Genomic DNA, 10,522 nt, shown 5'->3' with positions numbered 1-10,522 from the left:
CGGGGCGCCACGCACGCCTGGCTCAGGGGGCGCCGGCGCGCCGAGGCGGGCGGCAGCGGAATGCTGGTCGGCCTCGCCGACGCCACCCGTCCGCCCGGTGGCGGCTCCGAGGCTCCGTACAGTTCCCCGGACCGCACCGAACTCACCGAACGGCTGGCCACCCTGACCGCCCGGGAGCTGGAGATAGCCGAACTGGTGGCGCAGGGGCTCACCAGCCAGGCCGTCGCGGACCGGCTCTACGTCAGCCGGCGTACCGTGGAGACCCATGTCTCCCGCATCTTCCGCAAGACCGGGGTCTCCTCTCGTACCGCCCTGGCCACGCTGATGGCCCGCCGCCGCGCCGGGAGCCGTTTCGGGGACGCCCGCGCGGAGCAGGACTGAGCGTGGCCCAGAGGCCCTCGGCGGTGATCGGTGAGCCACTGCGAACCGACCGCCCACCACGGTCTCTCGGTCGGGAAGCTGCCTACCTGACGTCGACGAAGTCGCCGGTCGCCGTCGCGGACCCGGTGGTGGTGGTGCCGGCGAAGACGAAGCGGTAGTAGCCGTCGGAGCCGGCCCTGGTGGTGGTGCTCAGGGTGCCGGTGCTGCTGGTCTTGACCGTCTTGAGGGTGGTGTAGGTGCTGCTGCCCCTCTTGCGGAACTGCAACTGCACCGGCTGGGTCGCGTATCCCGCGTTCTTGCCCGTGGTCCAGTTGGCGCGACTCAGCTTGCCGGTGACCGTGATGGTCCTGCCCTCCCTCACGGGCTCCGGGGAGGCGTTGGTGGTCAGCTTGGCGGCACGCTTGATCTTGGTCCTGGCGACGTCGTCGTCGTAACTGGCGTTCGCGTAGAGGTCGTAGGCGCCCAGGAAGACTTTCCAGGTCCCCGCGGTGCCGTTGCCGTCCTTGAAGGTGACCGCGGGGTCGATGGTGAAGACCGTCTTGCAGCTGTAGCTGTAGCCACCCTGGACCGGCGTCTCCGTGCAGGTGGGGTAGGCGTCCGACTCCATGGCGCCGGTGATGGTGTCCGTGTTCGAACTGTCGGTGCCCTGCCACAGGAAGGCCTGGGTGATGGCTACGCCCTCCTCGTCGAAGGCGGTGAACGTGACGGGAACGGCCTTCTTGCCCGTCACGCCGAGAACGATGTCCTTGCCCTTGTTGACGACCCCGTTCTTGAAGGTGGTGCCGCCGATCGCGTCCTGCGGCTGGACCCTCTCCGAGGCGAAGGCTCTGAGATCCGTCGCCGCCCCGGAGTGCTCCGCTGCCTGGGCAGTACCCGGAAGAACGAGCGTCGAGAGGACGACGGCACTGGAAAGGACGGTGGCCGCAGCGTGTGTACGCATGTGATTCCCCCATGATGAGGTCGGGCGGCCCTGCCGGACTGTCCTTGTGGCAAGGCCTGTTGATTTGGTGAACAGAACGGCCATGGCGAGGGCCGCGACGACACGCACGACGGAATGTCTCGGCCCGGGTATGCGCTTCGATACGTGCCTCAGCGGTCGAACCAGTTCCTGGCTTCCGCGGAACTGAAGCCCCGCAGCACGGCGAGCGCGAAGGCGATGCCCGGGAGAACCGAGACGCCGCCCCCCTGAAGCAGGCCCAGCACACCACTCAGCAGGCTCAGCGCCTCGATGACGATGACCGTGACACGTATCCCGTTCGACCGCTTGCCCGCGAAAAAGCCGCACAGCAGGAGCGCTCCCGCGATCAGCAGCGACAACACCGCCGCGAACCGGAGCAGCCCGGACCCCTCGTCCTGACCGTGGTCCGCCGCATCGTTCACGACGGCCAGCAACAGGGCGCCGGCCGCCAGGTTCAGCACGGCCTGGACCCATACCCCCACCACCGCCAACCTGACACTCTTCGGCATCTGCGCTTTCACGCCCGGTGTCGTCATGAACGCAAGGAAACGGCACAGTCGTCAGGGGCACATCAGTAGGAGTACGTATTCCATGTACGTATGTGCCATCGCCGCCTGTCCGCAGCGACCTCCTCCGTCGTCGCTTCGGCGCGCGGAAACACACTGCCTGGTCTCGGTGCCGAGGAGTCGCTTCCATGCCGTACGACCGTTGGCGCACGTCGCGCCCGAAGCCCGGACGAGGCCCGCGGGCACGAGACGCGTGGCACCGTGCAGCACCCGGTGGCTGTCGCGGAAGCCGCCCGCATCCACGGCCGCGTGTGCGCTGCCGTCGTCAGCGCGGGTGATCTCTACGGTGCACGAGATGAAGCGCCCTGGACGCGGCGCCGCCGATCTCCTGCCATCGCCGAGGAACCCGGGACAGCCCCGCTGAACCGGGCCGTCGGCCGAACATGGCAGAGCTGGTCTTCCCCGACGCGCACACCCGGGACCTCTATACCGATTGGCCTGCCAAGGCCAGGGCCGTGGTCGGCAACCTGCGCCTTACCGCCGGCCGGTATCCGGAGGATCCCTTGCCGGCCGGACTCGTCGGTGAACTGACCATGCACAGCACGGAGTTCGCGGCCATGTGGGCCGATCACCGGATCCTGGCCGAGGACGCCCGAAGCGCACGTAAATGACGCCGCGTCCCGCCTCCATCTGCCGGGCTTTCCCATACTCCGACACATCCCCCTGGCTGTGGCATGCCCCCATGCCGGAAAACAGAGAAGGAACCCACGTTCAAGCGAAGCAGCCTTGTCGCAACAACCGCCGCGACGGCCGCAGCGGGCGTCGCAGCGGCCCTCCCGGCCGACGCCACCCCGGCGACACCACCCGACCACTGGCACTACTCGGCATCATCCAACGACTTTGCCGGGGCCCTGGGTGTCCATCGCACTACTCAACGTAGTGGATGTCGTCTCCCGGGGATCCGGGCGGCGGCGGCTGCGACGGTTGCCAGGTCTTCGCTCGAGAAACCGGCGCGACTCAGCACCGCCAGGGATTTGTTCGTTGCCAGCGTGCACAACGCCAGCTCTGCCGCCTCCTGATCATCGGCCCCCGCCGCCAGCAACGCCTGCTCCAGCATCGCCCGCAAACCGTCGATCATGGCGCGGACCATCGACCGGCCCTCCGCGTCGAGGGCCGGGAGCTGCGTTGCCGACACCGTGAGCAGGCAGCCATCCGGGACCGTCGGGTCGGCGATGCGGTTCAGGGTGACCTGTAGGTAGGCGGCCACAACGGCGCTCGGGCTCGGGTGGGGGCCGGACAGTGCCTGGCCGTACAGCGGGTGGTAGGTCTGCGCGTACCGTTGGAGGCTTTTCCGGAAGAGGGTGCTCTTGTCGCCGAAGGTGCCGTAGAGCGAGCTCCGGCCCAGGCCCGTGCCCTCGGCCAGGCGGTCGATCGAGGCCTCCGAATAGCCCCAGCGCCAGAAGACGTACATCGCGCGTCGTAGCGCCTCGTCCACGTCGAATTGCTTGCGGCCCGCCATGGTTCGTCAGCCTACACATCTTGCACCGATCGTTTCAAGATGGGTAGGGTCGTCTGCATGACAAGTTGCACCGATCGTTCCATGATGGGTACGGCCGAGGGCACGACAAGCTTGAGTTCACTGCGGCTGCCCGATGGGTTCACCGACGTCTTCACCAGCCGACTCTTGGAGCTGAACGGGCTGCGCCTGCACGCGGTCACCGGCGGGGACGGCCCGCCGCTGCTGCTGGTCGGCGGGTGGCCACAGACCTGGTACGCCTGGCGGGAGGTGATGCCCGCGCTCGCCCGCGAGCACACCGTCGTCGCCGTCGACTCGCCCGGGGCCGGGCTCTCCGACAAGCCCGACGACGGGTACGACGCCGGCACGCTGGCCGCCGATCTGGTCGCTCTGATGGCCGCGCTCGGGCACGACCGGTTCGACGTGGTCGGCCACGACATCGGCATGTGGACCGGATACGCCCTCGCTGCCGATCACCCCGAGCGGGTGGGCCGGCTCGCCGTCGTCGACGCCATCATCCCCGGTCTCACGCCGACCCCGTCGGTCTTCAGCCCGGCCGCGGTCAACCAGCGACTCTGGCACTTCGGCTTCAACCGGCTCACCGACCTCAACGAGGGGCTGGTCCGGGGGCGGGAGCGGCTCTTCTTCGGCCACCAGTTCGCCAAGAAGGCAGCCACTCCGGACGCGATCCCCGCGTACGCCGTCGACGTCTACGTCGATGCGATCGTCGCGGATCCTCGCGGGCTGCGGGCGAGCTTCGCGTACTACCGGGCGCTGGACGAGACGATCGCGCAGAACGAGCAGCGCAAGAAGACCCGGCTGACGCTGCCGGTGCTCGCCATCGGCGGCGCGCGGTACAGCGGCGCGCTGGTCGCCGAGACGATGCGGCCGGCGGCCGACGATGTCACCGGCGTGGTCCTCGACGATTGCGGCCACTACGTGGCCGAGGAGCAGCCGGCGCGGTTCACCGAGATCCTGGAGGACTTCCTCGGCGGGAAACCGGGAGCAGGCGTGCCGCACGGCTGACACATGCGTGGCGGAGTTTCGCCATGCCTGTCTCGCGCCCCGCTCATACACGTCGCGGCGCCTCCCGCGCGCCAGGAATCGACGGCGATGCGTGCGCCGTCGGTGGTGCGCGAGGAAGGATGCCGATGTCCACAGAGAGCTGCCGCAGGGTCCCGGCCGCGATGATCGCGGCCTTGCCCTGCGCCGGCATCGCCCTGGCCGGGTCACCCCCGGCCAGGGCGACGGCCGCCACCCCACCATCAAAAGTCGACAAAGCGATGCGACTGGTCAGAGGGCGATCACCGTCGACGGCAAGGCGTTACGCGGATATCGCACCGTCGACACATGGACCACACCGAGCTGGAACTCCCCTTCCCGATTCGTGAAAGCCGAGATCGTCTGTGGCATCGCCCTCGCCCTGGCCGCCGCCGTGGCGGCTCAGGTTCGAAAGAGGCCCCTGCCCAGCAGAGCAGAGCCAAAGTGGAGGACGAAGACCGGTACGGGGCCGTCCCTCCGACCACCTGTGGCGGGAGGACGACCCCGGGCCCTTTCCGGTGGCCGCCGGGTCAGTACAGCTTGTTGACGGCCGTGGTCGTGGTCTTCTTGAAGGCGGTTACGGGCGCGTTCACGAAGTCGCCCATCTGTCCCCACTGGACGACGGTGACGGTCCTGCCGTCCCGTCCGACCGACAGCAGGGCGACGTCGTTGGCACCCCAGGACGTCTCGGTGTTGAGGCCGCGGACGTGGGCGCCCTCCTCGACCGGCAGCGTGCCGTAGTCCCGGCCCTCGGCGTCGACGTCCGGGTCGTTCTCCTCGAGGCGGTCGGCGCAGGTGCGGATCAGGTCGTCGTAGTGCTTCGCCAGGGCCTTGGCCTGGCCGGCTGTGCCCGTCACGACGGTCAACTGCACGGCGCTGGTGTCCAGGTCGGTCCGGAACTCCCGGTGCCGGTAGTCGTAGTCGAGCACGCCCTCCGTGCTCACGCAGAGGCCGAGCGCCTCCGGGAACCCCTCGGTGACCGGCCCGGCGGTCCAGGACGACGTCGGGTGCGGCGGCAGCTGGGACGCCGACAGGAACGTGGGCGCGGCGGCCTTCGTCGCGGCGCCCGCGGCCGGTGCCGTGAGGACCGTGCCCGCCGCGAGGGCGGCGACGGCGAGTGCGGTGAGAGCGCTCGTTCGGATGCGCATGGACATGGGTGTTCCCCCGTGTGGATGAGTGCGTGGACATGGATGCCGCGGCAAGTCCGGCTGGTCGGCCCGGGCCTGGCCGGTGCGGCACCAAGAGCATCAGCGGTCACAGCGGTCGGGCGCAACAGCCGACGGCCGATCGAGCACGGTGGAACCATCCCACCCCGTCTGACGTGCAGATACGTGGGTGCCTGGGATACCGGTCCGGGCCGGGTGGGGCCGTACGAGGACGGGGAACCCGTGTCGGTACAGGACGACGGCATCCACGAGGTGGGCGGAGCGGGCGGCACCGCTACTGGCACCGCAAGCGCGAACAATGGCGCATGCTCGCCGAACGCGCGCCCGACAGCGCGACCGCCGACTACCTCCACGAGGTCTTCGACCCACCGCCCGCGCGATCACCGGCCTGGAACGGGCGCTGGAAGCCGTCGGTCTCCTGGACCAGGCCCAGGCGCTCGACCTCCGCCGCCCCCAGGACCACTTCGGCCGCGTCCGGTCCACCGCTTTCCGAACAACGGACCTCACCGAGCCACCGGAGATCGAAGACGGTGATGCCGTATGACATCCGCTGCCGCCGCCCCAACGGCCGCGACCGCCGCTCGCCGCCGCCAGACCCGCGGCGAACTGAGCCGGCTCGAGGAGGCCATCACTCGGCTTCGCCGCGAACGCAGACGGCTCAATGTCCGAGTCATCGCCGAGCGAGCGGGAGTGTCCGCCACCTTCTGCTACGAGAACACGGACGCACGAGCCCTGGTCCAAGCAGCCGTCGCCGACGTCCGACAACGGCGTGATCAAGGAGCCCAGCAGGAACACGAATGCGTCGAAGCCTCCTGGCGCGAGCACGCACTCAGCGCCGAGGAGACCCCCGCCCGCAGGAGACCGTCTTCACCCAGCTCAAGCGGATCGGCGAACTGATGGGCCGGCTCCGAGACGTCGAACCGAGGGCCCCGCGGACTCCGCCCCGGCCCTCCGCACCGAGAACGCGTCACTCGATCGCCGCCTGGACCAGATGACGCGAGAGCACCGCTCACTCCAGGAGCGACTCGAAGGCGCCACTCCACCCTGCGGTTCACCGAGAAGCGCCTCGTCGACCTCGAAGCCCAACTTCTCGAACAGGGTCCCGAGGAGGATCGGACCGGATTCGGGCAGTAGCGGGCTGAGGGCTGCGTCCGGTGCAGGCGTCCGTGCGTTCGCCTCACGGTGGTTCTGCCGCAAGGGACCCCGGCGGTGCCGTACTTCCCGTGAAGCCGTGGCGAGCTGTTGGTGCTGGTGCTCTCGCGCTTGGCAGTCAGGATGGCTGGACCTGGTCGAAGAGGGCGAGGGCTTCGGCGGGGTCCGGGCTCACGAGGCGTTCCAGACCGGCCGTCGTGATCTTCGCCCACCTGCCGGCCCGTGCCCACATCTGTTCCTCGAAGGCGTGGACGGCCTCGTCCAGAGCTCCAGGGCCGGTGGCGATGGACTCGGCGAGTTCGGCGCCTTCCAGCATCGCGAGGTTCGCGCCCGCCCCCAATGGGGGCATCAGATGGGCGGCGTCGCCCAATAGCGTCACCCCGGGGACGTGGGTCCACGTGTGGGACACGGGCAGGACGTAGAGGGGGCGGTGGACGAAAGCGGTCCCGTGGCGGAGGAGGTCGAGGACGGGAGCGGCCCAGCCGTCGAACAGAGCCAGCAGGCTCGATCGCACGGCCTCGGCCTCGGCCAGGTCCTGGTTCGTGTGCCAGTCCAGTGGTGCGCGGAACTGGGCGTACACCTTGACGTGGCCGCCGCTGTTGCGCTGGGCGACGAGAGCTCGGTTCACGCCGTACGCAGCCATGGAACCGTCGCCGATCAACCGGGCGAGGTCAGGGCGGCGGGTGTCGACGTCGTCCAGGAAGGTCTCGACCGAGGTGACGCCGGTGTAGTGCGGCGTCACGGGCGAGACTGCCGGGCGGATCCGGGACCATGCGCCGTCCGCGCCGACCACGAGGTCGAACGTCTCCTGTCGCCCGTCCGCGAAATGGACCAGTACGCCATCCCGGGTCCCCGGCACCACCTGCGTCACGCCCCGACCCCACTGGACGTCGAGAGGGCCGAGCAGCAGGTCACGGAGTTGCCCGCGGTCGATCTCGGGATTGGCCCGGTCATCTGGCCCGGGTCGCCAGTCGCGCAGGACGGTCCCGTCCGTGTCCAGGATGCGCATGGCCTGTCCCTCCGGACGCGAGAGCGCCTGGAACTCCGCCAGCAGCCCTGCTTTGTCCAGTGCGAGCTGCCCCAGCCCTTCGTGCAGGTCCAGCGTGCCGCCCGGAGGGCGGGCATCGGGGGCGGGATCGCGTTCGAGGACGGCGACGGGGTAGCCATGGCGGTGCAGGACACGGGCGAAGGTAAGGCCGGCAGGGCCGCTCCCGACCACAGCGATACGATGTCTCATGTCGATACACTGTATTTCCCCCTTGTGATGCAGCGCAACAGAACGGTGTGACCATGACTGTGTGGGACCGGCCGGAGCCGCCGGCTCAACCTGTGCCGCTCGACCGGGAGCGGATCGTCGCCGCCGCCATCGCGCTGGCCGACGAGGGCGGGCTGGAGGCAGTGTCCTTGCGAAAGATCGCCGCCCGACTGAACGCCGGCCCGATGCGGCTGTACGGATACATCTCCACCAAGCAGGAGCTGTTCGACCTCATGGTGGACGAGGTCCAGGCCGAGATTCTCCCCGAGGAGCAGTCCGGTGACTGGCGGGAGGCGCTGCGCATCCTCGCCCACCGCACCAGGCAGGCCGCTCTCCGTCATGAATGGCTGGCCGACCTGCTCGGCGGCCGCCCGACCCTGGGCCCGAACGGCCTCGCCGTAACCGACGCCACGCTGGCCGCCCTCGACGGCCTCGCCGACATCGACACCGTCATGCGCGCCGTGGAGACTGTCAGCGCCTACTACACCGGCGCGATCAGGCGCGAGATCGCGAACCTGCGGGCCGAGCGCGCCACGGGCCTGTCCAAGCGCGACTGGCAGCGCGCCTCCGGCCCTCATGTGACGAGAATGTTGGCCACCGGCCGCTTCCCGGCGCTGGCCAAGGCCGTGTACGACGGAACGGACGTGGACGCCGAGGCATCCTTCGCGACCGGCCTGGACTGGGTCCTGGACGCCGTGGCCGCCAAACTCGCCCGGCCACCGGCGTGACGCCCAGCTCTTGCCGAATGTGAGCGAGGTCGGGGTCGCGCGAATCCACCGTTGGTGAGCGACCCGTCGACGCGCAAAGCCGCTGCTTCGCTATGCGGCTCAAAACCGTCACGGACATCTACGCGCCACCGCAACACATCGCCTCAGTTCAGAGTCCACCCGCGCACATCGAGAGTCGGCAAAGGTGACTTCTCTCCCAGGACTGCGACGGCTGCCTCGCCCGCCGCCCACCCGCGACGGCCAGCCCCGCATCGGCGCACCTATCCGGCAGGTCATCACCGCACGCTCGCACGGCCTGCCCCTGTACCTCGATCTGTCCGTCGCCCCGTCCCTGGAACTGCGCCGTCCCTGGAACTGCGCCGTCCCTGGAACTGCGCCGTCCCTGGAACTGCGCCGCTCCGGGCACGCCCCGCGGCCCAGCGACTTCGACCACGACTCCCCCGCCCTGGTCTCCCGCACCCTGACCCGACCTCGCTCCCGACGAACGCCACGTCCTGCGCACTTCCATCGACTGGGTGTCCGACACCCGAGCCGGCCTGGCAAGGTTCAGATGCGGAGAAGCGGTCGCCGCGTCGCAGGCTCGGTGGCCCGTGGCCATCACCCGCCTGCGGGGTCCCATCCGCGCCGCCTCGACGTTGCGAGCATCGGCGGGCGACATCCCCACCCCCTCCCTGTGACCCATGTCACGTGTAGTTCCTGTCAGGAATCGGGGCGCTGTCCCGCTCAAGTCGCCGACAGGAAGCTAGTGCCGCATCAGGCAGCGTTCGCCCTGTTCACGACCTCGCGGAGGCGTTCGTCGGCGGCATGCTTGTTCCGCCAGATGATGTAGCGGCGGATCATGCTGCCCTGCTCTTTGTGGCTGGCATGGTCGGTGCCGTCGAGTGCGAAGTAGCGCAGGGCGGTGAACTGGGCCTCGATCCGGTTGAGCCAGGAGCTGTTGGTCGGTGTGTGGGCGATCTCCACGTTGTTCGCCGCCGCCCACGTCGCGACCCGCTGGCGCCGCTTTGTCGTCAAGTGCGGTGAGTAGTTGTCGCAGACGATCGCAATGCGCACGTCGATCGGGTGCAGGGAGCGCAGGTAGCGGCAGAACTCCAGGAACTTCGACCTGTTCTTGGTCTTCTTGATGTGGCCGTAGAGCTGGTCCCTGGCGAGGTCGTAGGCGGCGAACAGGTGCCGGACCCCGTGCGGGCGGGTGTAGGTCGCCCGACGACGAGGCCGGGGTTCGCGATCGGGATCCTTGTGCCGGCCGCCACGTTCGGCCCACTGCCGACCGGGGCGGGGCTGCAGATTGAGCGGCCCGAACTCGTCCATGCAGAAGACGACTTCAGGCTCGCCGTCCTCGGCTATGACCTCGCCGTCGGCGATCGCGTAGAGATGCTCGACCCGGGCCTTCTTGGCCGCGTGGTCCGGGTCGCGTGAGGTCTTCCACCCGCGAGCCGTCGGTCGAACCGTTGTCGACGACGATCGAGCGCCAGCCTGCCAGGATCCGGGTCAGGACCCACGGCAGGGCCCCGGCCTCGTCGAGGCAGGGCAGCACCACGTCGCCCCGGGCAGGGGTGGCGGGGGATGTGACGATCTTACGGATCGCTGACGTCCAAAGCCGCCTCCCCGCAGCCGACCGGACACCGGTGCGAGACTCACCAACGTGAAACGTGTACTCGTCGTGGACGACGATCCCACCGTCTCCGAGGTCGTCGCCGGTTATCTGAACCGGGCGGGCTTCGCCGTCGACGTGGCCGCCGACGGCCCCGAGGTCGTCGCCCAGCTCTTCACCCGCTCCCACCAGGACACCCGCCTCGACCGGCTCACCCCCCGCGAG

General features: G+C 69.4%; 10 protein-coding genes and 4 pseudogenes. 6 read left to right on the top strand and 8 right to left on the bottom strand.

Features of this window, described 5'->3' with window-relative positions:
* A partial coding sequence (locus AWZ10_RS38200) for a response regulator transcription factor (protein WP_167366033.1) occupies positions 1-381 on the top strand: 381 nt, incomplete at its 5' end.
* An 82-nt stretch (positions 382-463) separates the two neighbouring features.
* Here the strand turns inward: AWZ10_RS38200 and AWZ10_RS38195 are convergent.
* Positions 464-1,321 carry a hypothetical protein gene (locus AWZ10_RS38195; protein ID WP_046706092.1) on the bottom strand — a complete coding sequence of 286 codons (858 nt, stop codon included), beginning with the start codon at positions 1,319-1,321 and terminating at the stop codon, positions 464-466.
* Between the two features lie 149 nt (positions 1,322-1,470).
* Complete coding sequence (locus AWZ10_RS38190) at positions 1,471-1,875, bottom strand: hypothetical protein (protein ID WP_234360772.1); 405 nt, start codon at positions 1,873-1,875, stop codon at positions 1,471-1,473.
* Positions 1,876-2,261: 386 nt separating this feature from the next.
* On the opposite strand from AWZ10_RS38190, the pseudogene AWZ10_RS38185 reads away from it, so the two are divergent.
* Positions 2,262-2,489, top strand: a pseudogene (locus AWZ10_RS38185) (MmyB family transcriptional regulator); the annotation flags it as partial.
* Between the two features lie 287 nt (positions 2,490-2,776).
* Here the strand turns inward: AWZ10_RS38185 and AWZ10_RS38180 are convergent.
* The gene (locus AWZ10_RS38180) at positions 2,777-3,364 is read right to left on the bottom strand and encodes a TetR/AcrR family transcriptional regulator (protein WP_060893319.1); all 588 of its coding nucleotides are present in this window, start codon (positions 3,362-3,364) and stop codon (positions 2,777-2,779) included.
* A 57-nt stretch (positions 3,365-3,421) separates the two neighbouring features.
* Here AWZ10_RS38180 and AWZ10_RS38175 point away from each other — a divergent pair, with 57 nt between their 5' ends.
* Positions 3,422-4,387, top strand: a complete 966-nt coding sequence (locus AWZ10_RS38175) for an alpha/beta fold hydrolase (protein WP_208618625.1) — start codon at positions 3,422-3,424, stop codon at positions 4,385-4,387.
* A gap of 545 nt (positions 4,388-4,932) precedes the next feature.
* Here AWZ10_RS38175 and AWZ10_RS38170 read toward each other — a convergent pair.
* Both AWZ10_RS38170 and AWZ10_RS51910 read right to left on the bottom strand, forming a co-directional pair.
* A complete protein-coding gene (locus tag AWZ10_RS38170; protein ID WP_060893318.1) occupies positions 4,933-5,556 on the bottom strand; it encodes a hypothetical protein in 624 nt (207 codons plus the stop codon).
* A gap of 355 nt (positions 5,557-5,911) precedes the next feature.
* On the bottom strand, positions 5,912-6,115 hold the full coding sequence (locus AWZ10_RS51910) for a hypothetical protein (protein WP_046706097.1): 204 nt from the start codon (positions 6,113-6,115) through the stop codon (positions 5,912-5,914).
* On the opposite strand from AWZ10_RS51910, the gene AWZ10_RS56015 reads away from it, so the two are divergent.
* Positions 6,109-6,465: a DUF6262 family protein gene (locus AWZ10_RS56015; RefSeq protein ID WP_408992817.1), complete on the top strand. Its 357-nt coding sequence runs from the start codon at positions 6,109-6,111 to the stop codon at positions 6,463-6,465. The two genes, AWZ10_RS51910 and AWZ10_RS56015, sit on opposite strands and share 7 nt — an antisense overlap.
* Positions 6,466-6,838: 373 nt before the next feature.
* On the opposite strand, the gene AWZ10_RS38160 is transcribed toward AWZ10_RS56015, so the two are convergent.
* Positions 6,839-7,957: an FAD-dependent oxidoreductase gene (locus AWZ10_RS38160; protein ID WP_060893317.1), complete on the bottom strand. Its 1,119-nt coding sequence runs from the start codon at positions 7,955-7,957 to the stop codon at positions 6,839-6,841.
* 53 nt (positions 7,958-8,010) lie between these two features.
* Between AWZ10_RS38160 and AWZ10_RS38155 the strand changes: the two genes are divergently transcribed.
* Positions 8,011-8,703, top strand: coding sequence for a TetR/AcrR family transcriptional regulator (locus AWZ10_RS38155; protein WP_060893316.1), 693 nt, complete (start codon positions 8,011-8,013; stop codon positions 8,701-8,703).
* Between the two features lie 753 nt (positions 8,704-9,456).
* On the opposite strand, the pseudogene AWZ10_RS38150 reads toward AWZ10_RS38155, so the two are convergent.
* Both AWZ10_RS38150 and AWZ10_RS54445 read right to left on the bottom strand, forming a co-directional pair.
* Positions 9,457-10,131: pseudogene (locus AWZ10_RS38150) on the bottom strand (transposase); the annotation flags it as partial.
* Between the two features lie 4 nt (positions 10,132-10,135).
* Positions 10,136-10,288, bottom strand: a pseudogene (locus AWZ10_RS54445) (glycosyltransferase); the annotation flags it as partial.
* A gap of 60 nt (positions 10,289-10,348) precedes the next feature.
* Between AWZ10_RS54445 and AWZ10_RS54440 the strand changes: the two are divergent.
* Positions 10,349-10,522: pseudogene (locus AWZ10_RS54440) on the top strand (DNA-binding response regulator); the annotation flags it as partial.

Origin of the sequence: Streptomyces europaeiscabiei, from assembly GCF_001550375.1 — a bacterium.
GTDB lineage: Bacteria > Actinomycetota > Actinomycetes > Streptomycetales > Streptomycetaceae > Streptomyces > Streptomyces europaeiscabiei.
Note: the sequence above shows the minus strand (reverse complement) of the source record. Positions and strands in the feature narration are given on the sequence as shown.

Bases quoted from the DNA above. Each gene is read 5' to 3' on its own strand.
- AWZ10_RS38195 (WP_046706092.1), bottom strand. From the start codon at position 1,321: ATGCGTACACACGCTGCGGCCACCGTCCTTTCCAGTGCCGTCGTCCTC.
- AWZ10_RS38190 (WP_234360772.1), bottom strand. From the start codon at position 1,875: ATGACGACACCGGGCGTGAAAGCGCAGATGCCGAAGAGTGTCAGGTTG.
- AWZ10_RS38180 (WP_060893319.1), bottom strand. From the start codon at position 3,364: ATGGCGGGCCGCAAGCAATTCGACGTGGACGAGGCGCTACGACGCGCG.
- AWZ10_RS38175 (WP_208618625.1), top strand. From the start codon at position 3,422: ATGACAAGTTGCACCGATCGTTCCATGATGGGTACGGCCGAGGGCACG.
- AWZ10_RS38170 (WP_060893318.1), bottom strand. From the start codon at position 5,556: ATGTCCATGCGCATCCGAACGAGCGCTCTCACCGCACTCGCCGTCGCC.
- AWZ10_RS56015 (WP_408992817.1), top strand. From the start codon at position 6,109: ATGACATCCGCTGCCGCCGCCCCAACGGCCGCGACCGCCGCTCGCCGC.
- AWZ10_RS51910 (WP_046706097.1), bottom strand. From the start codon at position 6,115: ATGTCATACGGCATCACCGTCTTCGATCTCCGGTGGCTCGGTGAGGTC.
- AWZ10_RS38160 (WP_060893317.1), bottom strand. From the start codon at position 7,957: ATGAGACATCGTATCGCTGTGGTCGGGAGCGGCCCTGCCGGCCTTACC.
- AWZ10_RS38155 (WP_060893316.1), top strand. From the start codon at position 8,011: ATGACTGTGTGGGACCGGCCGGAGCCGCCGGCTCAACCTGTGCCGCTC.